Source organism: Bradyrhizobium sp. UFLA05-125, assembly GCF_059803515.1.
In genome coordinates, this window is the sequence record NZ_JBANBJ010000013.1 from 68,489 (window position 1) to 92,310 (window position 23,822).

Sequence of the window (23,822 nt, forward strand, 5' to 3'; positions counted from 1 at the left end):
TCACCGTAATGACGGGCGTCAACCGAGCTTGCCTATCTATTCGATCACCTCATCGGCGCAGGCCAGCAACCTTGAGGGGATCTGAAGCCCGAACGATTTTGCTGCCCGGGGATTCAGGACCAGCTCCGTATTGGTGATTTTCTGGACCGCCAAGTCGGCCGGCTTCTCGCCCTTGAGAACACGCGCCGTATAGGAACCCATCATGTACCCGCCATCGGCAAAGCGCGTGCCGAAGCTTGCGTAACCCCCCTCTTCGACGGCCTCGCGACAGTCATGGATTGCGGGCATCCCATAAAGACGAGCCAGGTAGGCGAGAAGAGCATGGTCGATAAAGAATGGCAGGCCCCCGCCAAAGACCAGCACGGCCTTGCGATCGCGCGGGAGCGCCGCGAGCTCTGGCTCGAGGAGATGCTCGCCTGTCCACGCTATGATCAGGAGTTCAAACCCGAACGCATCGGCCGCGGCTCGAGCCTCGCGGATTTCAATGTCGTTGGTAGGCTTGTTGGTGGGATCGGTCACGAGGACGACACGGCTGGTCTGCGGGACCAATTGGCGCAAAATTTCAATTCTTCGCGTGATGAAACCTGTCACAGGACAGGCCACGCCCGTCAGATTGCCGCCTGGCCGATCAAGACTCTCGACAAGGCCAGTCGCCACGGGATCATCGGCGAGAAAGATGATCGGAGTGGTGCTTGTTACAGTTTTTGCCGCCAACGCCGCCTGATCGGAATACGCAATGATCACGTCGGGCTGTCGCATGAAAAATGCAGCACCGTACCTCGCCAAATGATCTGCCTGATATCCGGGCCCGGCCCTTCGACTGAATTGGACCTCGAAGCCATTGATGCCGTTGTCCCTCACGCCGCTTTCGAACTTCTCATTGAGGTGGCCCCATCGGCCATCAAGCAAGCCAATCACGGGCACGTTCTGCTGCGCGCTTGCGACACAGGGCCATCCAAGGGCCGCACCGGCCAAAAGGCCTGCGGACGTCGCTCCCCCGATAAAATGCCTTCGGTTCATCCTACGCGCGCTTTCAAGCAAGCATCTGGGGGCCTGGCGCGGTATGCATTGAATGCCAACGCCCATCTCGATGGGCATTGGTTGCGCGGAGCAGGCCGAAAGTTCACTCAATCATGCGGCGCGAGCGCTGGCGGAGCCTCTTGCCCGATCGATGAATTTGCGGCGCGCGGAGCTTATCCGTGGACATCATGAAAGCGGCCGCCGACGCAACGCCTTGGGTTGCCTGTTCAGATCGGGGCCCGCTTCCTCGCACGGCGCAGCTCCGCCGCTCGCGCTCGCCAACGGCTTGAACCACAAGGTCGCTTCATGACACAGATGAAGTCATGTTTACCCAGTCTCCATTCAAACAGCGGCTTGGATCACCTTTTCTGATCGTTGCATTGGCGCTGAGCGCGTCGTTTGTCGCCGTCCCGGCGAGCGCGGCCGGGCGGCCTTCCATCTCCGGCTGCTGGAGCCAGACCTCGCCTCTGCCCTACGGGCAACCGCCGCGCGGGGACGTAACGCGAACCTGGTGCTTCAACCGAAACGGGTTAGTGAGGACAGTCGAGATGGCCTGCCGGCCCGGCGGCGGCTGCGACGGCCGGGATGGAGAGGCACGCTATCGCTGGCGGCGGCCACATATGTCGATCGCCTACATCTATCGTAACGGCATGGACGAGTGGCGCCGTTGCCGCGTCGGCTTCTCTACGAAGGACCGCATGGTGCTCGAGAACTGCAATCTCCCATCCGATCCGTGGGTGCGCGAACGGTGATGGCGCTGCTGCGCAAGCTTTCTGCCGCAATCTTGCTTGTCGGCCCTTACGCTGGTGGCGCGATAGGCGCAGACCTGCCGAGAGCGCCGCAGTCGGCGGCGGTCGCTTCAGTCTACGATTGGAACGGCGTCTACATCAGCGGCCATGTCGCCAACAGCATTAGCCCTGCTCCGACAACGCGCCACTGCAATGCAGACGGCTGCCGGCGGGGCCCGATCGGCGACAACTGGCGACTTACTCCGGCAGCAGCTCGCGGGATCGAAACGGAGGTTCAAGGCATGCGTTACGTTGACGAGGCAAAGGTCATTTGGAAGACCAAGGTGCCGTCCGAGGGCCAAGCTGACACGGTTGAAGGCGAACTGCTTCGCGCGGTCGAAAAACTACGCCGCGAGGGCCGCGACAACGGCAATATCAACTGGGACGCCGGTTTTGAAATTCTTCTCGGCTACCTAAAATTACATCTCCTCGACGCCGGCGTTTATCCGGCTGACATCTTGGCAGTCACCAAAGGCATCCTCGATCAACTCTCCGATCCGGAGCACCCTGTTGTCGAAGACGGGCCCTGCGACGAGCTCGCAGACCGCGTCGTTGAATGGTACCGGCACTACGGCAGTCAGCCTCATGTTCGCAATCCAAATCTCCACCGGTAGTGGGATCAGATTCTGGCTCTTGGTTGCGATTGAATTATTGTAGTCGTCCGCTTCGGCCTCGGGCGCGTGGAAGGAATAGAGCTTGTATCCAATGCGCGTTATCGATCGTCTGTTCGCTTGCCTCGTTCTATTCCTTGCATTAGCAGCCGTCCCGGTGCTTCCCGTGCACGCCGCCGAAACCTGCCCGTTCATCAGCGCCCAGGAGCTCGCCGGCGCGATGCCGGCGCTCAAATGGTCGTTGATTTCAAATCAGGACGGCCGCGGCTGCATCTACCAGGGCGGACGTGGCGACACGATGATGCTGACCGTGTTCCGCAATCCCGACAATGAACGCGCCAGGGAATTGTACGCGACCTTCGTCAAGACGCTTGGCGAGCGCATGCCGCTTAACGCCGTGTCCGGGATCGGCGACGAAGGCCAGGGCGGAACGAGCGCCGCCGGCGCGCAGCGCCAGGAGGCCTCGGTCGTCGCCCTGTCCGGCGATTACATTCTGCAGATCAGCGTCTATCCGACCGGCCGGCGCGCCGACGACGCGCTGCTCGGACCGCTCACCGCAGTCGCGCGCGTTGCCATCGGCAATGTAGGCAAGACCAGCGAGCGGTTCGGCGATTGCGAATGGCTCACGGCCGCGGATGCCGACGGCTTTCTCGACAAGAGCACGCTGATGGTCCAGCGGACCGGCGCTGGCAGCTGCATGATGTTCGATCGCGAGGCCAATACCATGGTCGTCGCAGTGATGGCGATGTCGCGCGACACCGTCATCAGCATGATGAAACGCACAGCCCCGTGCCAACACGTGGCGATACCGGAGCTCGGCAGTGAAGCGTTCGGCGAACATTCCTGCACCAAGGGCAACGGCAACGCCGTCAACATCTATGTCTGGAAGAACGGCAGGCAGGCTTCGATCCTGTTCGCGCCGGTCAAGCCGCATCCGGAGTCCGGCTCGGTCGAGCGCCTGAAGGCGGTCGCCGCGCGAGTCTATGGAAAACTGTAACGGTGCGGCATGTTCGCGCGAGGCGTAGCGCAAAATCGCAGGCCGCCGCGTACGGCGCTGCGACCGATGCACGCCAGCCCGCGCCTTTCATATCGCGAGCGGTATTCATCTCTCGGAGCGACCAAGCAGAGCGAATGCGAAGGCGGCGAGACCGAGTGTACACGCGGCGACCACGGCGAACGCCGTTGTGTAGGCGTACGGATCATCGCGCTGCAGCAGGGCGCCGATCAAGGCGATCCCGAATGCGAAGCCGATCTGTCGCATCGTCACGCAGATCGCCGATGCTGTCGCCGCACGATCAGGCGGCACAGCCGAGACGGCCGCAGCCGTTATCTGCGCGTTGAACACTGCGCAACCGCTACCACCGATGAGCAGCGCGCCGACTACGGCCCAAATGGCCAGTGGCGCGCCGAGGTCGCGGGCCGCGAGCGCAAGCAGTAGATCCGCTCCGCCCACGATCCCGAGCCCACCAGCGAAGTAACAGCGCGCCGGCAGCTTTCCGGCCAGCTTCGCCCCAACGGATGGCAGCAGGAACATGGGCACTGTCAAGGCGGTCAGCAGAAAGCCCGTAGCAGCGGGGCTTAGCGCCATGGGCCCTCTCGCCATTTGCGGCAAGTGGACGAGAAGGGCCCAGAATCCGATCGAGCCTGCGATGGGAACAAGGCACATCGCGACAAATCGCGACGAGCCAAACAGCGCAAAGTCAAACGCGGGCGCAACGTGCTGCCGCTCGACGCGGATGAAAAGCGCCAAGGCGATGATGCAGCCTCCAAACGCGGCAGGCGTTGGGATGACGCCCGATCCTGCAGGTCCATGACCAGCGAGCATGAGGGACGCGAGCGATCCGACGCACAGCGCTAGTATCGCTGGCCCGGCCCAATCCAGCGGAGCATACGTCCCTGAAGGGGCTTGGTCGCTTGCGGTTCGACCGGTCAGCAGCACCAACACGATGCAATTGGTATATTGATCCAAAACACCCACGACCATCCCAACACCGCCGCAATGAACGCGCCAAGCGGCGGCCCGGCCACCATCGACGCGCCGATGACTGTCCCCGACATGCCGAACGCCCAGGCCCGGCGAGGACCGGGATAAGCGGCCGCGAGGAGTGCCGACGCAGAGGCCGTAAGCGCAGCGCCAGAAATCCCTTGCAGCACCCGCCAAGCCAATAGACTGGAGAGAGTCGTCGCGGTCGCACACAGTACCGAAGCCAAGGCGAAGAGAACGGCGCCGGTCGTGAACGCGCGCCGTCGTCCGTACCGATCGGCGACCGGGCCCGCCAGCGGAAGCGCGAAGATCAACGCCAGGCTGTAGACGTCGATAACCCAGGCCTGGTCCGCAACCGCCGCGGAAAGACTGGATGCAATATCTGGCAACGCCGCCGACAGCGCGGTGAGATCGAATTGAAACAGGAAACCGCTCACACACGCGGCGATCAGCGTTGATAAGGCGTCACCGGTGGGCTGCGAAGCAGCGGTCGTCTGTTCCGCCGTCAGATCTGCTGGGGGCTGAGACGCTTGTGTCCGTTTTGTCGAAGACGCGTTTGGCATGCGGCTGTCATGCCTCACAACTCTCGCCAAACGCGAATGATCGTTCCTCAAAAGGGCATGAATCTATATCATGCTCTTGGAGAACCAGCCCTGATGACCCGACGCCTGCCCCCTTTCGGCCCGCTCGTTGCGTTCGACGCGGTCGCCCGCCACCGCTCGTTTACGCGCGCGGCCGACGAACTGGGTGTGACACAGAGTGCAGTCAGTCATCGGGTACGCCGTCTTGAAGACTTCCTCGGCGTCCGACTTTTGAAACGACTTAATCCCGGGGTCGAACTGAGCGACGATGGCGCAAAATTACAATGCGAACTGGCACCCCTCCTTGACGGGATAGCGGGCCTTGAGCCGAGCTTGCGGCGTCGACCGGACCGACAGACGCTGCGCGTGGGCGCCGGCTCTTCGTTGGCCGCATGGTGGCTGGTTCGCCGGCTAAGAAGCTTTCGCGCACGCCACCCCGAGATCGAGATTGACTTTGTACCTGTGGAGGCCACCGCTGCAGGCGAGCCGCCGCTGGACGTGCGGATTTTGTGGACCACTCTGGCAGAGTCTCGCGCGACGTCATTGCAAGCCCCGCTTTTTCGCGAGCGTGTCTTCCCAGTCTGCGCTTCGTCGATACTTCCGCGCGGTAGGCCGCTGTCTGATCCAGCGGCGTTGCTCGACCTCCCGTTGATCCAGAAAGGTCATACCCCACTGGGTGAATGGAGCTGGTCGGTCTGGTTCCGGAAACTTGGGCTGAAGCGCGCCGAGCCGCGCGACCTTGTCCTGGGAGACATGGGCCTTTGCCTGACGGCCGCCGTGGAGGGTGCCGGCGTCGCCATCGGACGCTCCCTCCTCGTTGCCGATGCGATCAGCGACGGACGTCTTGTCCCTGCGCTTGCAACCGCTCCCTACGTGCTCTCGACCAAGGTCCACATTGCACGTTGGAGCCCGGATCTCGTTGGAGACCGCAACGCCCAAGTTCTGGTCAGCTGGCTCGCGCAGGCCGCCGAAGAGACAAACAATGGCATGTCAAACGGCTCAACTTAGGCGTCGGCTTCGATCGTCGTTTCGGCCGGTTCGTCTGGCTGTAGCGGCGCGTCATTCGCAGCCATCTGATCCAGTGCCCGCAGCAGCGCCGCGACGAGCGCAGGCTTGCGCAGCGGCTTTGCCAAGAAGTCAGACATCCCTGCCTCCCGGCAGATCTTGACGTCCTCGGGGAACGCGTTGGCGGTCAGGGCGATGATCGGCAGCGCCGCGAAGGCACCACCAGGCGCGCGGATGGCCCTGGTCGCGGCCAGACCGTCCATCTCGGGCATGCGCACGTCCATCAGCACGACATCATAGCCGCCGTCCGCGGCGGCCTCGACCGCCTCGACGCCATCAGTCACGACGCGCAGGTCGACGTCGAATTCGCCGAGCATCTTGCTCACGACCATGCGGTTGACGGCGTCATCCTCCGCCACCAGCACCTTGAGCGGCCGATCGAGCGCCGCGATGCGAGCTTTGAGCTCATCGGCTTCGTTGCGATCAGCCTCTTGGTCGGACACCAGCGCCTGGCTCCACGGCAGCACCAGCGCGAAGCGGAAGGTCGAGCCCTCGCCCGGCACTGAGGTGACGCCGATCGTGCCGCCCATCTGCTCGATGATGCGCCGGGAGATCGCCAGGCCCAGTCCGGTGCCGCCGAAGCGTCGGCTGATCGAAGCGTCGGCCTGTGTGAAATCTGCGAAAAGCTGACCGACCTTCTCGGAAGCAATGCCGATACCGCTGTCGGTGACGGTCCATTCGACCGTTGCGAGCAGATCCCGCCGAGCCTGGCAGGTGGCTGATATCGTCACCTCGCCGCAATCGGTAAACTTCACCGCGTTGGAGGCGAGATTGAGCAGCACCTGCCTGATCCGGGCGACGTCGCCGCGCAGCGCCGGCGGCAGGTTCGGATCGAGCGCGACCTTCACGGTGAGGCCCTTGGCCTTGGCACTGGCGCGGACGACGGTGGCAACCGTCTCGACCAGCGCCTTCGGCGAGAAGTCGATCGCCTCGAACTCGAAACGACCGGCCTCCAGCTTGGAGAGGTCGAGGATGTCGTTGAGGATGCGCTGGAGATTGTCGCCGGACTCGCGGATCGTGGTCACGGCCTCGCGCTGCTCCGGATCGAGCGAAGTCTCGAGCAGCATGCTCGCAAGCCCGAGCACACCGTTCATGGGCGTGCGGATCTCGTGGCTCATCACGGCGAGGAAGTTCGATTTCGCCCGGTTTTCGGCTTCGGCCTTTTCCGCGCGCCAGCGCTCGGTGACATCGCGGCCGAAACCGCGATAGCCGAGGAATTGGCCGTCGCGATCGTATGACGGCTTTGCCGTCAGCGACCACAGCCGAGCCTCGCCGCCGGCGACGACCTTGATGCTCATCTCATGCAGCGGCTCGCTCTGCTCCATCAGGCCGATGATGTTGTAGGCGGTGCTCATGTCCTCTGGACAGAGCATGTCGAGCACGTCGGCGAAATGCGCGCCCTGCAGCAGCGGCAGCGGCATCTGCGCGACCGCCGCGAAGCGCTCGGGCACGTGCACGAGATGCCCTTCCGCATCAGTCTGCCACAGCCAGTCGCTGGCGTTCTCCTGAAACTCCTTCAGCAAGAGCGAGATGATCTCGGTCTGCCGCTCGAGCGCGAGCTGCGCCTTGAGATTGCCGAGGAACAGATTGCCCTGCGAGACGATGTTGCGCGCCATGAAGAACGCGAACAGCAGCAGGAACACCGCAGTCACCAGATACGGCCCGCTGCCGCACAACAGCAGCGCACCGACGCAGGCGAGCGTGATGGTGGCGAGATAAACGAGGCCCGCGCGCGGGAAGGTCGAGAGCGTGAAGGCGCCGCCCGAGATCATGCCGACCATCAGGCAGGCCAGGATCAGCTGGCTGGTCGGCCCGACATGGCTGAACAGCGCGAGCGGCAGCATGCCCCAGATCGCCGCGAGGAAAAACGCCTGACGCATGATCTGCCGTGTGGCCCGCGGTGAGGCCTCCTGCGGCGGATGAACGCGGGAGCGCTGCCAGGCGCGCAACGCCAGCTCGGCAACGGCCGTGATCGTCACTCCCCAGACGACGAGGAATTCGTTCCAGCCCCTGCCCCAGAACAGGATCAGCACGATCGCGACCGTGAGCATCTTCACGGCCATGGTCACCGGGATCAGTTGCGTGACCGCATCGACCTGCTTGGCCCGGATCCGGCCCATCTCGCGCTCGCTGAGATCGGCCGTCAGGCCGTCCTCGATCTCGAAACCGCCGAGCCAGTAGAGGAACGCGCCCATCAGGCCGTTGCGCGGCTCATTGGTGTCTGGGGAATTGCCGGGCCATCCCATCCATCAGGACCTTTTCGGCATGAATGGCAGAGCTTCCGCTTAAACCGGGTTAATTTCTTGGGAGATTTTGTGCTTCCCGGCCAGCCGTCCTTGACGGCTGCGTTTGCAGTTTGTTCTAACGATGCCCCAGCCTGGAGTACCCTCTCATGACGATCCGCATTGCCACCTGGAACGTGAACTCGGTCCGGCAGCGGATCGAGCATCTGATGACCTGGCTGAAGGAGTGCTCGCCCGACATCGTCTGCCTCCAGGAAATCAAATGCGTCGACGATGCATTCCCGCGGCTGGAAATCGAGGCGCTCGGCTACAACGTCGTCACCCACGGGCAAAAGACGTTCAACGGCGTGGCGCTGCTGTCGAAACTCAAGTTCGACGAGACCAAGTCGGGGCTTGCCGGCGATGATGAGGACGCGCACGCCCGCTTTCTCGAGGGCGTGGTGACGCTGAAGCAGGGCGTCCTGCGGATCGCCTGCCTCTATCTGCCTAATGGCAATCCGGTCGGGACCGAGAAATACCCCTATAAACTCAAGTGGATGTCGCGGCTTTTCGAGTATTCGCAGGAGCGTCTCAAGGCCGAGGAGCCGTTGATCCTCGCCGGCGACTTCAACGTGATCCCCGCCGCCCGCGACGTCCACAATCCCGCCGCCTGGACCGAAGACGCCCTCTTCAAGACCGAGACACGGGAGAGTTTTCAATCCCTGCTCGGCCTTGGGCTCACCGATGCGCTGCGCGCGGTGACCGACGAGCCCGGGCTGTACACCTTCTGGGATTATCAGGCCGGCGCCTGGCAGAAGAACCAAGGCTTGCGGATCGACCATCTCCTGATGTCGCCGCAGGCGAGCGACAAGCTCGCCAATGTTGGGATCGACAGCTATGTCCGCGGCTGGGAGAAGCCGTCGGACCACGTGCCGGTGTGGGCGGATTTGGATTTCGAGGCAGCCTAGACTGCCTCCTGAAATGGTGGGTTACGCCTTCAGCTAACCCACCCTACGCAGCCTACGCTGCGATCAATCGCGGCGGCCCTGCACCCACTGCTCAAGCATTTGCAGGCACATCGCGCGGTCGTCATCGGAGGCCTTTGCGATGGCGCGGTTGTAGCTTTCCTTGATCCAGGTCTCGTCCGGACCCGCGCTGTCACGCGCCAGCGTCAGCCACATCAGGCCGCGCGCGGCCTGCCGCGGCAGGCGATCGCCGTTGAACAACATCTGCCCGAGCAGCGCCTGTGCCTCATGCTGCCCCTTCTGCGCGGCAAGGCCCAGCCAGCGCGCGCCCTGCGTGAAGGCATCGCGCGAAGCGTCCGGCGACTTCAAATAGAGCCGGGCGAGGTCGTACTGCGCATCGGCGTTGCCGAAATAGGCTGCCGCATAAGAGAACAGCTCGCGCGCCCGCTCCTGATCCGGCTTCACCTTCGAGTTGGGGATGCCGTTGAGGTAATAGCGGCCGAGCGCAACGAAGGCGTTCGCCACCATCGGCGCCTGCGGCAGCGACGGACTGTCGGTCGCATGCGCGTTCACGAGCCGGCTGAAATAGTCGAACGCGCGCAAATCGTCCTGGGCGACGCCCTCGCCATTGGCGTACATCCGCCCAAGCTTCCACTGCGCGATGGGGTGGCCACCCTCGGCAGCATATTGCAGCGCGGTGAAGGACGCATCGGGATTGGTCGTCCCCGGCGGGACGGCCTTGCGGAGTGCTGCGGCGCTACCGGGCGCCGGTGAGACCACCGGAATGGCCGCATCCTGCGGATTGACCGGCGCACCGTCGAAGGCGAGCGCCGGCGCGGCCAGCGCGGAAGCCCCCAACACAAACGCAACTATGGTACGCCTAGATGTCCGCATAGCACTGTTTCTCGTGCGCGCCGCCCGGATGGGTCACTGCCCCACCGATCGCTGGTCCTACTTGCTGAGCATATTTCCAGAGCGCACCCGACGTATGGTTAGTCGCGCGGGAACGCCATTTGGTCTTGCGTTGAGCCAGCTCATCGTCGCTCAATTTTACGTTAAGAGTGCCGGCGACCGCGTCGATCTCGATGATGTCGCCGTCCTCGAGCAGCCCGATCGGGCCGCCGATCGCCGCCTCCGGCCCGACATGGCCGATGCAGAAGCCGCGGGTGGCGCCCGAGAACCGGCCGTCGGTGATGAGCGCAATCTTGCCGCCCATGCCCTGGCCGGTCAGCGCTGCGGTGGTCTGGAGCATTTCCCGCATGCCGGGCCCGCCCTTCGGGCCCTCGTAGCGGATCACGATGACTTCGCCTTCTTTGTAGGTGCGCTTCTGGACCGCGTCGAAAGCGTCCTCCTCCCGGTCGAAGCAGCGCGCCGGACCGGTAAACCTGAGGTTGGACATTCCCGCGACTTTCACGATCGCACCTTCTGGCGCCAAATTGCCCTTCAGACCAACCACTCCGCCCGTGACGGTGATCGGCTTGTCCGCCGGGTGCACCACGTCCTGGTGCGGATTCCATTTCACGCTCTTGAGATTTTCGGCGATCGTGCGGCCCGTCACGGTTAGGCAATCACCGTGCAGGAAGCCGTTGTCGAGCAGCGTCTTCATCAGAAGCGGGATGCCACCAACTTCAAACATGTCTTTGGCGACATAACGGCCGCCGGGCTTCAAATCCGCGACATATGGTGTCTTTTTGAAGATTTCGGCAACGTCGAATAAGTCAAACTTAATGCCGGCCTCATGCGCGATCGCCGGTAGGTGCAGCGCAGCATTGGTCGAGCCGCCGGAGGCTGCGACCACGGCGGCGGCATTCTCCAGGGATTTCAGCGTGACGATGTCGCGCGGCCGGATGTTGTCAGCGATCAGGTCCATCACCTTCTCGCCCGCGGTCATGCAGAAGGCGTCGCGGATTTCATAGGGCGCAGGAGCGCCGGCCGAGTACGGCAGCGCAAGCCCGATGGCTTCCGAGACCGTCGCCATGGTGTTGGCGGTGAACTGCGCGCCGCAGGCGCCCGCCGAGGGGCACGCCACGCGCTCGATCTCGTCGAGATCCTCGTCGGACATGGCGCCGACCGAGTGCTTGCCAACCGCCTCGAACATGTCCTGGACGGTAACCTGCTGCCCGCGGAAGTTGCCGGGCAGGATCGAGCCGCCGTAGATGAAGATCGAAGGTACGTTGAGACGGACCATCGCCATCATCATGCCCGGCAGCGACTTGTCGCAGCCGGCAAGGCCGACGAGGGCGTCATAGGCGTGGCCGCGAACGGTCAGCTCGACGGAGTCGGCGATGCATTCGCGCGACGGCAGCGAGGAGCGCATGCCGTCATGGCCCATGGCGATGCCGTCGGTGACGGTGATGGTGCAGAATTCACGCGGTGTGCCGCCGGCCGACGCCACGCCCTTCTTCACCGCCTGCGCCTGGCGCATCAAGGCGATGTTGCAGGGAGCGGCTTCGTTCCAGCAGGAGGCGACGCCGACGAACGGCTGGTGGATCTGCTCGGTAGTCAGACCCATGGCGTAGAAATACGAACGATGGGGGGCGCGCGCGGGACCCTCCGTCACGTGACGGCTTGGCAGTCTCTGCTTGATGTTCGTCTTGGCGTCCATCGCGATCCAGTTTCCTCGGTTAACTCTTTTCAGACCCGGAAAACGACACCCCAGATTTGAATGAACCCTGGGATTTTTTCCTTCGCTGTTGCGAGCGCCGCAGCCCCTGAAAGATTTATGTAGATTTTATTCATGGAGGGGTGTGGCCAAAAAGCGGCGCGAATGGGAGCGGGCTGCAATGTCGGTTAAATCCGAGGCGAGTGTTGCGAAGACAGCACAATCGTGGCTCACGGGACACGATCAAGGCTACCTTGATACCGTCCTCGACTCCACCTGGCCACGATCTCAGATGTTGAGGCGTTCTGCATGCACCCAGGCTCAGGCCTTACCACGAATATTCCTCTGGCCGAGTCGCACCGCATGACGGATGATCCAGACAGGACGAGCCTGCTTGTTCTCGCGGTGCGCTTCGCCCATCGCGGCTTGCCCTTACCGACGTCGCCGTGAAATCCGCAACCGACGTCACAATGGCGAGTGCGCCGACCGATCCCTCGCATCGGGTCGGCGCGATCGACGCGTTGCGCGGGCTGGCCCTGTTCGGCGTTCTGTTGATCAACCTCGAGACCGAGTTTCGCGTCTCAATCTTCCGGCAACTTTTCCCGTCGAACCCGGACCTGACGCTGGACGGCGCCGTCGACGCGGCGCTCGCCCTGTTCGTGGACATGAAGGCGTTCGCACTGTTCTCATTCCTGTTCGGCGTGGGCCTCGCCATCCAATTCGACCGGCTGGATACCTCGCCGCGACGGACGCGCCTTCTCGTCCGGCGGCTGCTCGTTCTGCTGCTGTTCGGCGTGGTCCACCTGGTCCTGATCTGGAACGGCGACATCCTCACCGAATACGCGCTGGCCGGACTTGTCGTGCTGCCCTTTCTATGGGCGCCGCGCTGGATGATCGCGATCGCGGCGGCGATCATGCTGATTTTCTATGTGCTGCAACCGGTGCTGCCGTCCCTCATCGCCTTCCCCGATCGGGCAACGCTGGTGGCGCTCGTGAAGACAGCGAACCAGACTTACGCCAATGGAGGCTTTGCGGAGGTGCTGGCGCTGCGCGTGCAGGAGCTCCCGGCCTTTCTGCCGCTGCATCTCTACGTGTTTCCGCGCACGATCGGCCTCTTCCTGGTGGGCATTCTCTGCTGGAGAGGCGGGCTGTTCACTGAGGCGACCGGACGATGCCGAAACCTGCTGGCGATCGCGGGCTTCGCGGCTGCCGCGGGCGGCCTGCTGTTGGCACGGCTCACGCACCCGCCTGCGGTTTTGGCGAGCCAGATCGTCCTGGCGTCGGGATACGCCGCCCTGGTGATCGCCGCCGAACAGACGTCAGCCGGCGCAAGGCTGCTCCGCTTCGCCGAGCCAATCGGACGCATGGCCTTCACCAACTACATCGTCCAGTCGGTCGTGCTCGGCTTCATCTTCTATGGTTACGGCCTCGGACTATTCGGGGGGCTCGGCTCGGTGGCCGGCCTGCTGCTCGTCGTGACGATCTACGCCGCGCAGGTGGTGGTAAGCCGGCTTTGGCTCACGCATTTTGCCTATGGGCCAATCGAATGGCTGTGGCGGGCGCTGATGTATGGCCGGGCGCCGGCGTTCCGGAACAAAGGGGATCGTCGAAAATCGTCGTCACGGGCCGCCGATCTCCGATGAAGAGAGGTCTCGCCGGATCAGGCGCGAGCAGCGTCCCTCAATGTGCGCCCTTCAGCGTGCAGGAAGTGGTGCAGGTCACCGTCGTGCCGCGATCGCAGGACTTGCAGGCAGCGACGCACTGACTCATGTCCCGGGCATTGTAGGAGCCGTAGTTGCGCATCGGGCAAACGGCAGTCGAACCGGTGATTTCCTGCTCAGGCTCGCAGGCCGCCGTCATGAGTGAAAGCAAGATGACTACAACAGCCCGCATGGGATGACCTGCAAAGGAACAGTTTCCTGGAGCCGCTGCACGTCAACAGCCTCCAGCATTCCCACCTGTGAGGAATCGCGGCACGCGAACAGCTTCTCACATCCGAAGAGGATGCGCGCCAAGAGTTAAGAACGGCTTTCGGCCGGCGTCACGCGGCAGCTTTGGGCGCAATCGCTCGCCGCGCCTCGGCCGCCAGCTCGTAATAATGCTCCGCGAGCTTGAGGTAGAACTCACGCTTTGCACTGTCGGTCGCCAGCTTGGCGATCAGCTCGCACTCGGCGGTGAGCGTCTCAAACCGCTCCAGTCTGTCCTGAAGTTCCGTCATCGGCGTGTCCCCATTTAACGCCTTCGAGGCGCCACGAGCGTAAGCCCGCGAAATAGGTCACGGCCAACATCGTTATCTGACTGAATCAATTTTTGTCCGATGCGACCTCGCCGACGGCGCATCGGGTATTCGGCATCTTGCGGATGATGATGCACCGCGTCGGCGTGACCCGGTTGCCGTCCAACGGGAGCGGCCTTACGCGCGAATGCCCTTCGTCGAGGGCTGGACCGTCAAACGGTAGGCCACGAATGCAAGGCCGTCGAACTTCTCCACGACCTCGTCGCAGGCCGGGCAGCGGTACTCGCCGTTCGTGGGCGGCTCCGTCGCCAGCTCAAGCCGCCGAAAGCCCGCCTTGCAATGCGGACAAATCGCATCGTCCTTCTTCATGGATCACCCCCGTAAAATCACGGGTGCATTCATAGCACACCTTGAGGCGAAACTTGGACCGGCTCAAAGCATTCGGAGCAACGCGTTTGGATCATTTATGCTCCATCCGCCAGGCACCATCCCAATCGGCGGCGGGTGGATCGGCCTGGAGCAGCTCGACGCGAGCCAGCAGCGTGCGCGACGGGCCATCGCCGGGAACGCTCTCCAGCGCCGCGTTGAAGGCGTTCCGGGCCTCGTCCCAGCGGCCAGCTCGGTACGCCGCAAGCCCTTCGGCATAGTGCGCCCGCAGGCCGGTCTGCTCCCGTGGGAGTGCGCCGGCCCTGCCCATCACCTCGAACACGGGCTGCGGCACGCTCTGGCCGACCACCGCGAGGCGGTCGATCTCGCGCAGCTCGAGGCTTGCGCCGAGCGCCGCGGCGGTCGCCTGCGAGATCAGGATGCGGGTGCCATAAAACTTGTTGGCCGCTTCCAACCGCGAGGCGAGGTTCACCGCATCGCCCATCACTGTAAAGCTCATCATCAGCTCCGAGCCGATGCTGCCGGTCAGAACCTCGCCGGTCGCGATTCCGATCCTGAGGTCGCACGGAGCGGGCATAGCGCGGATGCCGAGGAGATCGGGGAGCTGCTTCTGAAGCGCCGGCACCTGGTCGGCCATGTCGAGCGCAGCATGGCAGGCGAGCTGGGCCTGCTCGGCCTCCTCGATGAAGGGCGGGCCCCAATAGGACATGATGGCGTCGCCGATATATTTGTCGATGACGCCACGGTTGGCCCGAATGGGTTCCGACATGACCGTGAAATAGTGATTCATGACCTTGACGAGACCGCGCGGCGTCATGCCCTCGCTCATCGAGGTGAAGCCGCTCATGTCGCAGAACATGATGGTCATCACCCGCCGCTGGCCGTCGACCGCGACCTCGGGCCGGTCGATCAGCCCCTGCACCACCTTCGGATCGATGTAGCGGCCAAAGGTCTCGCGGATGCGCTCGTTGCGGCGGAGCTGCTCTATCATGCGGTTGAAGGCGGCGGCGAGCTCGCCGATCTCGTCCTGCGTCGACACGCTGATCGTATGGTCGAAGCGGCCCGCCTCGACCTCGCGCGTGCCGGCGAGCAACAGTCGCACCGGACGCGTGATGCCGCTCGAGACCAGCAGCGAAAAGGCAAGCCCGACGATCGCCGCAAGCACGGTCACCACAGCCGAGACGACGATCGTCTGCGTCTGGTGGCGGATCACTGTTCTTGTGCTCGCGAACACCTGCCCCAGCATGTCGGCGCGGATCGTGTCGATCCGCTGGTTGAACACATCGCGCAGCGTATCGACTTGGGTCATCGTATCACGCGCCGCGGCGAAATCCTTGGCGTCGATCTGCTTCAGCAGCCTGGTGTCGGCCTCTGTGAGCTCGCGGCGCAGCTCCGAAAGCGCATTCTCGATCCTGGCGTCGATGCGGCCGAGCGCTGCATTGTCGGATGGCGTGCTCTCGTCCTCGATGATCGCGTTGATCAATTTTCGCGCGGCGTCGGCTTCCTGGACGACCAGCGCGTCCAACTGCCGATAGTCGCGAAGGCGGGCCGCAAATCCCTCCTCGTCAGGCGGCGTCTGCATCTTGGCGATCACCATGCGCCGCAGCGCCAGCGCCCGCTCCAGCGAACGGACATTGGCACGCGCCAGACCGCCATAGGCTGGAATATACCGGTTGGTCAGCTCGTCCAGCAGGTGACCGACTCGACTCGACATCACCATCGACAGGATCGAGGTGACCAGCATGAGCACGATCAGCCCGAGGGCGATCCCGACGATCTTGCGCCTGATCGATTGATTGAAAATCGGCATGCGAGCTTGAGCAAGATGGGATTGAGGAACCTTGGGACCTCCATACACCGGAACCGTTACCTGAAACACGCGCAATTTGGTCTGAAATGCTGCTTCGCAGAGTTTTTCGCGGCCGCCGCCAGCGTGGCCTCATCAAAGATTAACGAGCGTTTACGATTTCGCGGAGCGCCCGGTGTCGTTCGGAGCGTGAGTTGCAAAAGCTCTCGGGTTCGATTTCAGCGGCATTTTTGCCGCAATGTTGCCGGAGCGTAACGGCGATCAAACGAGGCCGTGCTATCGTTTGAGTCGCTCAAGCCCGCGCACGTCGCGGATCTTGGTTTGTGCTGATGGTTTCGCAGGGGGACCATGGAATGAACCAGTGCCTACGCTTGCTTGCGTGTTTCATCACCATGGCTGCACTCGCGCTCGTCTCGACAGAGGCGGCGGCGAAAGGCCATCACAAGCAATCCGGTCAGAAGAAAACGCATGACGCGAAGGCTGGAAAGCAGCGCAGCGCTGCGGCCGGCAAGCAACGCCGCGGCAAGCACGCCGAGGCGAAAGGGAAATCGAAGAAGCAGGACGAGGAACCGTCGGAGAAGCCCTCGAGGCCGCCGCTGACCGGCGACCTCGCTGCGCTGAAGGACGCGATCGATCTGGCGCGCAAGGCCAAGACCGATGACGCCACCGCGGCCAGGAATCGGATCGCCGATCCCGCCGGGCAAAAGCTCGCCGAGTGGTTCATCCTGCGGCACTCCGAGACGACCGCCGACTTCAATCGTTACGTCGCGTTCATTGCCGCCAATCCCGACTGGCCGAGCATCGCCTCGTTCCGCCGCCGCGCCGAGGCGCGGCTCTGGCAGGAGAAGAGCGATGCGGCCACCGTGCACAAGTTCACCGCGGACCAGCCGCAGGGCGCCAAGGGAAAGTTCGCGCTCGCGCGCGTGCTGCTGGCCCAGGGTGATCGCGACGCTGCCGCAAGGCTCGTGCGTGGCGCCTGGCGCACGGAGGAACTGTCCGAGCGCACCGAGAGCGACGCTTACGAAACGTTCGGCGAACTCTTGACCGCGGACGACCATCGCGCCCGCATGGACAAGCGTCTCGGCGCCAGGGAGTACGGCGCGGCACGACGCGCCGCCAAGCGTCTCGGCAGCGACGAGCTTGCGATCGTGAAGGCCTGCGCCGCAGTCAGCGGCAAGGAGAACAAGGCCAAGGACTATCTGGAGGACGTGCCGGCGGATGCGCGCCGCGATCTCGGCTACACGCTGTGCCGCGCGCAATGGCACCTGCTGAAGGACCACATCGACGATGCGGCGCAAGTCATCCTGGCAGCCTCTCCCGACACCATGGCGCTCCAGGACACCGACGCCTGGTGGCGCGAGCGCCGGCTCTTGGCGCGCAAACTGCTCGACCAGGGCAAGTTCCGGACGGCCTACGACGTAGTGCGCACGGCCGCCGTGCCGGCGATGGAGGTCTACCGCGTCGACTATCACTTCATGTGCGGCTGGATTGCCCTGCGCTATCTCGGCGATGCCAAGACGGCGCTGATGCATTTTGCCGCTATTGACGAGGGCTCGGTCAATCCGATCGCCCTGTCGCGGGGACACTACTGGCGCGGCCGTGCGGCGGAAGCCTTGGGAGCAACCGCCGACGCGCTTCGGAGCTACCAGGCCGCTGCCCGCTATTCGACCGCCTATTACGGCCAGCTCGCACGCGCAAGGCTCGGCCTTGAGCGCATCGAGCTGCGAGCGCCCTCGCCCGTGCTCGCCTCCGACGCGGCGCAACCGTCAGACGAGCGCGTGCGCGCAGCGGACATGCTCTACGAGGTCGGCGAGCGCGACGTCGCGTTCTCCTTCATCGCCGATTTTGCCGGAGAGAGCACCGACGTTGCCGCGCTCGAAGCGCTCGGTGAGCTCACGGGCCGGCGCAACGACGCTCACGCGATGCTGGAGATCGGCAAGCTGGCGCTCGCCCACGGGCTCGCGCTCGACCACTACGCCTTCCCGACCATCGGCATTCCCCCCCACAAGCAGGTCGCACCCGAGATCGAGACGAGCGTGATCTATTCGGTGGCCCGGACAGAGAGCGCGTTCGACCAGCGCGACAAGTCGTCTGCCAACGCGGTCGGGCTGATGCAGGTCACACCGGAGGCCGGGCGCGACACTGCAAAGCGGTTCGGCGTCACCTACGACTGGGACCGCATGGTCTCCGATCCCGTCTACAACACCCAGATGGGTGCGGCCGAACTCAGCGCGCTGCTATCGGAATACCGCGGCAACCAGATCATGACGTTCGCGGGCTACAATGCCGGTCGTGGCCGGGTCAGGGACTGGGTGCAGGCGCACGGCGATCCCCGGGACCCGAAGATCGATCCGGTCGACTGGGTCGAGCGCATTCCGCTATCGGAGACGCGTAACTATGTCCAGCGCGTGATGGAGAACGTGCTGGTTTACCGCGCACGGTTCGAGGATGCGCGCGCGGTCGCGGCGAAGTCCGACGGGCGCGTGGTCACGCAGGAGGTTCGCGCGCGGCCCGCAGCGGCGACGCCGGCGAGCTTCATGGGCGCGGATTGACGCTCGGAGCCGTGGGTGGATTAGCGAAGCGCGACCCACCACGATGTGGAGGGTGCGTGGTTGGTTACGCCATCTGCTAACCCACCCTCGCTGGTCGACGCCTCCGGGGCTGGACGAGGCGCCTCTCAGGTCTGGTGACTGCGGCCCCCACGCGGGCTCACTCGCGTGGACTCAATTGCGTCGCTTCAATTGCGTGGCTCGGTTTCACCTCCTTCCGTCGCCATCAGGTCGTGAGCGCCCAAACATGCGTCGGTCAATGCTCGCGAGAAGGTCCACATCTGTATCGTAGAGCTCCAGCACGACACCGCACCCAGGACAGCGAGGACTTCGATGACGCGACTGGCGACGGCCGCAATGTTCTCCGTCCGCGTCCCGGTGAGGCCGGGCATCGACCACTCCATCATCAGCGTCGCGAGCTCGTTTCGGCGGTAGCAATCATGGTCACAGTACCGGCGCTGCGTCCGCACATGCCGGATATAGCCGGGTTGGAGCGGTTGCGAGCAGGTGCTACACGCGGCCTCGCGCGACGGCGGCTCGTGATTGACCACCACGAACTTCATGAGGCCGCCCTCGCGCGCTCCTGCCGCTCCGCCCCGTCCTGACGAGACAGCGCGTAGCATTCATAGTCGCAATAGGGCAGACGCGTCCCGATCTCGCGGAGATAGCTTCCACTGCCGCCGATGCGCTCGCAGCACTGCAAGCACCAGGTTTGCCGGAACGGAGTTCTGTCGTTGACCAACACGAAGGCGAACCTCATGTGGCACCTCCCAATGCGAAGCAGTAGACGGTATCCAGCGGAGAAAGCGCGGGGGGCGGCGCGCAAAGATGGTTGCGGCCATCCGGGTTGTCCCTGTTCCGCTCTACCTTCTGGGCAGGGACCGGGATGTATTTGCCGTCTTCCCTGCGACGCGCATAAAGCTTGCCGTCTTCGTACCTGATCTCGGTCGGGTAGCAGTCCGCGCTGTTGCAGCAGCTGAGCGCCGGATTATCCGGCATGTGCCAGGTCGAATAGAACTTTTCGTGCAGAGCCTGATCCTGAGATGGATGCTGGCGATGGCCCGCCCCTTGCCCAACCTCCTGCGCCTGGACCATCGCAGTGAGTCCAAGGAGGAGAACGCCCGATAAGAGAAGCTTGCACGATGGGTTCACACGCAGCCTCATGGATCAGAATTTCTGAACGGCCAACCTGTCCGGTTGCTTCACGCCACCCGAGCTCGGAACAGCCAACGGCGGTCGCGTTCGCTGCGCGTACGGAAACGATCGAGGCACTTCTTGGAACAGAGCGCAGTTCGCCAGGAGTAGTATCGGATCAAGCCAAACTGCCTGTTACAGACCGCGCAGCTCTGATCTGAAAGACGGCGCTCAGACTGATCGGACTTATCGCACATCGTTCTCTCCCTCGTTCGTTGACCTGCTCCCTTCTCTAGACAGCAGACGCGTAGTGGATCGCGGGAATCGCCGTTTCGTCATCGCAGCACGCACGGATGAAGCGCGGCGTAAGCCTCGTAGTGGTCCGCCAGATCCTGCGGAACGTACGGGCGGCGGGCGCAGAGCTTCACTCTCATGGCAACATCCCGAGCAACGCAGTGGCTTGGCCCTTCGTCCTGCGCCCGTCGGTGAGACCGCTTGAACCCTGCGCTTGAGACCCGGTTCTTTCACGATCGCCGCCAGCGGCAGCACCATCGACCCTTCCCGATTGGTCATGAAGCTAGTCCGTCAGCCACGACGTTCTCAATTGTACGGAGGTAAATGACCGACATGACTAGGGATGTGCGAGCTATACCTAGGTTTGTCCCGTAGTCGCCCGGGGGTTTCAGCCAGAACTTGTCGCAACGAGACGGCGCACGATGCGCCGATTGCACGGCTGCCGCGAATCGCTTGGCCAGCGCAGCCGCGCTTGGTTCGCGGTGAGCAGCATCGCGAGCCACAAGTGCGAGGGCGACGTCGTCCCGTCGCAATCGACCCGACTTTGGTCGGGGGGAATTGCCGACGTTATTGCAACGTGGTCTACTTGTGTTGACCGCAGAGATGAGCCGAGACTGTCTGCGATGAAGCCTGGCCAGACAGCACAACTCTGGAAGTTAGCAGCGCAATTCGTCCTCGGTTGCGTCGTGCTGGCGCTGGTGACCGCGGCCTGTTTTTTCCTCCAGATCGGGCTCGCCGCGACCGCGTTCTGTTATCTCGTGGTGGTACTGCTGTTCGCACTCATGGACAGCTTCCTGGCCTCTGGTATCCTCACTCTCCTTGCCGTTGCCGCGCTCGACTTTTTCTCTGCCCCGCCCCTCTTTGATTTCCGCATCTCCAATCCGCAGGATCGCCTGGTGATCGCTCCGTTCCTTTTCGCCTGCCTGATCGGATCGGGATTGATCCAGCAGGCCCGCAGCGAACGGCAGGCTGGCCGCGTCAAGCCGAGCCTCAAGTCCAGCGATGCCGATTTGCGCGAGGCCGTGAAGCAATGGCAGCAGGTGTTCGAGCACAACCCGGTCATGTATTTCATGGTCGATCCCGCCGGAACCGTGGTGAACGTGAACACCTTCGGAGCCGCGCAGCTGGGCTATGCGACCGTGGAGCTGATCGGCCAATCGGTGCTCGGTGTGTTCTTCGAGGAAGACCGCAACTTCGTCCGCCAGTGCGTTGCGCTGTGCCTTGGGACCGTCGGTCAGTCACACACCTGGGAAATCCGGAAGGTGCGCAAGGACGGCTCGGTTCTGTGGGTACGCGAGAACGCCAAGGCCATGCTGCAGGCCGATGGCAAGCAGATCGTGCTGGTCGCCTGCGAGAACATCACCGAGCGCAAGGAAACGGAGAATGCGCTTCGACAGAGCGAGGCTTACCTCGCCCAGGCGCAGGAATTGAGCCACACGGGAAGCTTCGGCTGGAAGGCCGCGACCGGCGAGATCACCTGGTCGAAGGAGACGTATCGCATCTTCCAATGCGACGAGGCTGAGAAGCCCACGTTCGCCTTCATGCTCCAGCGTATCCATCCGGATGACCGGCTCGCGGTGCGGCGAACCACGGGGCGCGCGATGCGCGAGGGGCACGACTACGATCACGAATACCGGCTCGTGATGCCCGACGGTTCCGTGAAATATGTCCGTGCGGTGGCCCGAGCCCTGCGAGGTGCCAATGGCAGCGTGGAGTTCGTTGGTTCAGTCTCCGACATCACTGCGGCGAAGGAGGCAGAAAAAAAGTTTCGTGAGAGCGAGCAACGCTTCCGCGACTATGCCGAAACTGCATCCGACTGGTTCTGGGAGACCGGGCCCGACCATCGCGTCACCCGCGTCTCCGAACATCCCGAGACGGCCGGCATGGCCCCTTTCTGGGCGGTCGGGCTCACGCGTTGGGACATTGCTCCCGATGCCGCGCTCCAACCGGAGAAGTGGCAGCAGCATCGGGAGGCCCTCGACGCGCACGCTCCGTTTCGCGACCTCGTGTATCGGAGCAAGGACCGGAACGGACAGCCGACCTATGTTCGCACCAGCGGCAAGCCGTTCTTCGACGCCAACGGCAATTTCCTCGGCTATCGCGGCGTCTGCACCGATGTGACTGCAGACATCCGCGCCGACCAGGCCGAACAGGCGCTCCGCAAGGCGCAGACCGAGCTCGCCCACGTGACGCGCGTAACGACGCTCGGCGAGCTGACCGCCTCGATTGCTCACGAGCTCAATCAGCCCCTCGCCGCCGTGATGGCCAATGCCGACGCGTGCATCGGTTGGCTGCAGCGCAGTCCTCCCGACCTGAAAGGGGCACGCCGCTCGGTGGAATGGATCATCGAAGATGGCAACCGTGCCAGCGAGGTGATCCGTCACGTCCGGGCACTTGCCAAGAGAACCGACATCGAGATGGTCCCGCTCGACGTCAACCGGGTCGTTCGCGAGGCCGTTGCCCTCGTTCAGCGCGAGATGGCCGCCCACGCCGTATCGGTGCGAATGGAGTTGAGATCGGTACTGCCCAACATTTTTGGCGACCGAATCCAGTTACAACAGGTGCTGATCAACCTGATCATGAATGGGATCGAAGCGATGGAAGGCGTCACGGACCGCCCGCGCGAGCTGGTGATCCGCTCCTGTCCTGATAAGAACGAATCAGTGCTGGTGAGCGTGACGGACGGTGGAGTCGGCATTTCTGCCGATACGATCGATCGCCTGTTCACACCGTTCTTCACCACCAAATCCAGCGGCCTGGGCATGGGACTGTCGATCTGCCGTTCCATCGTCGAGGCCCACGGCGGACGACTTTCGGCCTCACCCAATGACGGGCGCGGCGCGACGTTTCAGATCACCCTGCCCCTGCATCAGAAGGAAGTGTCGTGACCGAGCGCCCCACGCCCTCCTTGCCGCAGGCGGATAACAATGAGCCGATCGTCCTGGTCGTCGACGATGACCCGTCGGTGCGCCGGGCGCTTGTCAATCTCTTTGAATCGGTAGGCCTCAGGGTCGCGGCGTTCGGCTCGGCGGCGGAGATCCTGCAAAGCAAGCCGCCGGAGGTTGCCAGCTGTCTGGTGCTCGACATCCGCCTGCCGGGGCTGAGCGGCCTTGACCTGCAGGCCGATCTCGCCAAGGCAAACATCCACACGCCCATCATCTTCATCACCGGCCATGGCGATATTCCCATGACCGTCCGGGCCATGAAGAGCGGCGCGGTCGACTTCCTGACCAAGCCGGTGCGCGACCAGGACATGCTGGACGCAGTCCAGGCCGCGATCGAGCGCGATCGCAAGCGCCGCGAGATCGAGAAAACGGTGTCGAACGTCAGGTCCCGCTTCGAGTCGCTGACCCCGCGGGAACGGGACGTGCTGTCCCTGGTCGCGTCTGGCATGATGAACAAGCACGTGGCCGCCGAACTCGGATTGGCCGAAATAACCGTCAAGATCTATCGCGGCCAGATCATGCGGAAGATGGGTGCCAAGTCGCTGGCCGAGCTGGTAAAAATGAACGAGGCACTCGGCATCCAGCACGCCAGGCGGGACGAACAAACCTAAGTATGAGTTCCAAATCTCGCT

At 63.5% G+C, this 23,822-nt stretch carries 22 protein-coding genes and 1 pseudogene; 9 read left to right on the forward strand and 14 right to left on the reverse strand.

Going from position 1 to position 23,822, the window contains the following annotated elements; genetic code table 11:
• Nucleotides 1-36: 36 nt before the first annotated feature.
• On the reverse strand, nt 37-924 hold the full coding sequence (locus SO156_RS15055; RefSeq protein WP_498535382.1) for an ABC transporter substrate-binding protein: 888 nt from the start codon (nt 922-924) through the stop codon (nt 37-39).
• 21 nt (nt 925-945) lie between these two features.
• Nucleotides 946-1,098 (reverse strand): annotated as a pseudogene (locus tag SO156_RS15060) (twin-arginine translocation signal domain-containing protein); the annotation flags it as partial.
• A gap of 470 nt (nt 1,099-1,568) precedes the next feature.
• Between SO156_RS15060 and SO156_RS15065 the strand changes: the two are divergent.
• From SO156_RS15065 to SO156_RS15075, 3 genes are all read left to right on the forward strand, one after another.
• Nucleotides 1,569-1,772: a hypothetical protein gene (locus SO156_RS15065; RefSeq protein WP_498535341.1), complete on the forward strand. Its 204-nt coding sequence runs from the start codon at nt 1,569-1,571 to the stop codon at nt 1,770-1,772.
• Complete coding sequence (locus SO156_RS15070; protein WP_498535342.1) at nt 1,769-2,422, forward strand: hypothetical protein; 654 nt, start codon at nt 1,769-1,771, stop codon at nt 2,420-2,422. Before SO156_RS15065 ends, SO156_RS15070 begins: the two co-directional genes overlap by 4 nt.
• Before the next feature lie 91 nt (nt 2,423-2,513).
• Entirely contained in the window at nt 2,514-3,416 is a 903-nt protein-coding gene (locus SO156_RS15075; protein WP_498535343.1) for a hypothetical protein, read from the forward strand.
• Between the two features lie 105 nt (nt 3,417-3,521).
• On the opposite strand, the gene SO156_RS15080 is transcribed toward SO156_RS15075, so the two are convergent.
• Nucleotides 3,522-4,007, reverse strand: coding sequence for an MFS transporter (locus SO156_RS15080; RefSeq protein ID WP_498535344.1), 486 nt, complete (start codon nt 4,005-4,007; stop codon nt 3,522-3,524).
• A gap of 341 nt (nt 4,008-4,348) precedes the next feature.
• Entirely contained in the window at nt 4,349-4,966 is a 618-nt protein-coding gene (locus SO156_RS15085) for an MFS transporter (protein WP_498535345.1), read from the reverse strand.
• A gap of 93 nt (nt 4,967-5,059) precedes the next feature.
• On the opposite strand from SO156_RS15085, the gene SO156_RS15090 reads away from it, so the two are divergent.
• Nucleotides 5,060-5,992 carry a LysR substrate-binding domain-containing protein gene (locus SO156_RS15090; RefSeq protein WP_498535346.1) on the forward strand — a complete coding sequence of 311 codons (933 nt, stop codon included), beginning with the start codon at nt 5,060-5,062 and terminating at the stop codon, nt 5,990-5,992.
• Here the strand turns inward: SO156_RS15090 and SO156_RS15095 are convergent.
• Nucleotides 5,989-8,295: an ATP-binding protein gene (locus tag SO156_RS15095; protein ID WP_498535347.1), complete on the reverse strand. Its 2,307-nt coding sequence runs from the start codon at nt 8,293-8,295 to the stop codon at nt 5,989-5,991. The genes SO156_RS15090 and SO156_RS15095 overlap by 4 nt on opposite strands.
• Before the next feature lie 146 nt (nt 8,296-8,441).
• On the opposite strand from SO156_RS15095, the gene xth reads away from it, so the two are divergent.
• Nucleotides 8,442-9,239 (forward strand): exodeoxyribonuclease III, encoded by a 798-nt coding sequence (gene xth, locus SO156_RS15100; protein WP_458145434.1) that lies wholly within the window; start codon nt 8,442-8,444, stop codon nt 9,237-9,239.
• A gap of 63 nt (nt 9,240-9,302) precedes the next feature.
• Here xth and SO156_RS15105 read toward each other — a convergent pair whose 3' ends face one another.
• Both SO156_RS15105 and ilvD read right to left on the reverse strand, forming a co-directional pair.
• The gene (locus SO156_RS15105; RefSeq protein ID WP_458145435.1) at nt 9,303-10,130 is read right to left on the reverse strand and encodes a tetratricopeptide repeat protein; all 828 of its coding nucleotides are present in this window, start codon (nt 10,128-10,130) and stop codon (nt 9,303-9,305) included.
• A complete protein-coding gene (gene ilvD / locus SO156_RS15110; protein WP_498535348.1) occupies nt 10,117-11,841 on the reverse strand; it encodes a dihydroxy-acid dehydratase in 1,725 nt (574 codons plus the stop codon). The genes SO156_RS15105 and ilvD overlap by 14 nt, the downstream gene beginning before the upstream one ends.
• Before the next feature lie 443 nt (nt 11,842-12,284).
• Between ilvD and SO156_RS15115 the strand changes: the two genes are divergently transcribed.
• Nucleotides 12,285-13,481, forward strand: coding sequence for a DUF418 domain-containing protein (locus tag SO156_RS15115; RefSeq protein WP_498535349.1), 1,197 nt, complete (start codon nt 12,285-12,287; stop codon nt 13,479-13,481).
• Nucleotides 13,482-13,518: 37 nt separating this feature from the next.
• On the opposite strand, the gene SO156_RS15120 is transcribed toward SO156_RS15115, so the two are convergent.
• From SO156_RS15120 to SO156_RS15135, 4 genes are all read right to left on the reverse strand, one after another.
• Entirely contained in the window at nt 13,519-13,731 is a 213-nt protein-coding gene (locus tag SO156_RS15120) for a hypothetical protein (protein WP_458145438.1), read from the reverse strand.
• Between the two features lie 148 nt (nt 13,732-13,879).
• Nucleotides 13,880-14,056, reverse strand: a complete 177-nt coding sequence (locus SO156_RS15125; protein ID WP_458145439.1) for a hypothetical protein — start codon at nt 14,054-14,056, stop codon at nt 13,880-13,882.
• 195 nt (nt 14,057-14,251) lie between these two features.
• Nucleotides 14,252-14,443: a hypothetical protein gene (locus SO156_RS15130; RefSeq protein ID WP_498535350.1), complete on the reverse strand. Its 192-nt coding sequence runs from the start codon at nt 14,441-14,443 to the stop codon at nt 14,252-14,254.
• Between the two features lie 91 nt (nt 14,444-14,534).
• Nucleotides 14,535-16,271, reverse strand: coding sequence for an adenylate/guanylate cyclase domain-containing protein (locus SO156_RS15135; protein WP_458145441.1), 1,737 nt, complete (start codon nt 16,269-16,271; stop codon nt 14,535-14,537).
• Nucleotides 16,272-16,621: 350 nt separating this feature from the next.
• Here SO156_RS15135 and SO156_RS15140 point away from each other — a divergent pair, with 350 nt between their 5' ends.
• Nucleotides 16,622-18,820, forward strand: coding sequence for a lytic transglycosylase domain-containing protein (locus SO156_RS15140; protein ID WP_458145442.1), 2,199 nt, complete (start codon nt 16,622-16,624; stop codon nt 18,818-18,820).
• A 185-nt stretch (nt 18,821-19,005) separates the two neighbouring features.
• Here SO156_RS15140 and SO156_RS15145 read toward each other — a convergent pair whose 3' ends face one another.
• The 3 genes from SO156_RS15145 to SO156_RS15155 are packed head-to-tail and all read right to left on the reverse strand — an operon-like array spanning nt 19,006 to nt 19,912.
• Nucleotides 19,006-19,380, reverse strand: coding sequence for a hypothetical protein (locus SO156_RS15145; RefSeq protein WP_498535351.1), 375 nt, complete (start codon nt 19,378-19,380; stop codon nt 19,006-19,008).
• Nucleotides 19,377-19,577, reverse strand: a complete 201-nt coding sequence (locus SO156_RS15150; RefSeq protein WP_458150283.1) for a hypothetical protein — start codon at nt 19,575-19,577, stop codon at nt 19,377-19,379. The genes SO156_RS15145 and SO156_RS15150 overlap by 4 nt, the downstream gene beginning before the upstream one ends.
• The gene (locus SO156_RS15155; protein ID WP_498535352.1) at nt 19,574-19,912 is read right to left on the reverse strand and encodes a hypothetical protein; all 339 of its coding nucleotides are present in this window, start codon (nt 19,910-19,912) and stop codon (nt 19,574-19,576) included. The genes SO156_RS15150 and SO156_RS15155 overlap by 4 nt, the downstream gene beginning before the upstream one ends.
• A 956-nt stretch (nt 19,913-20,868) precedes the next feature.
• On the opposite strand from SO156_RS15155, the gene SO156_RS15160 reads away from it, so the two are divergent.
• Together SO156_RS15160 and SO156_RS15165 are read left to right on the forward strand one after the other, a co-directional pair.
• Nucleotides 20,869-23,133 carry a sensor histidine kinase gene (locus tag SO156_RS15160; protein ID WP_458150285.1) on the forward strand — a complete coding sequence of 755 codons (2,265 nt, stop codon included), beginning with the start codon at nt 20,869-20,871 and terminating at the stop codon, nt 23,131-23,133.
• Entirely contained in the window at nt 23,130-23,801 is a 672-nt protein-coding gene (locus SO156_RS15165; protein WP_458150286.1) for a response regulator transcription factor, read from the forward strand. The genes SO156_RS15160 and SO156_RS15165 overlap by 4 nt, the downstream gene beginning before the upstream one ends.
• Nucleotides 23,802-23,822: the final 21 nt, after the last annotated feature.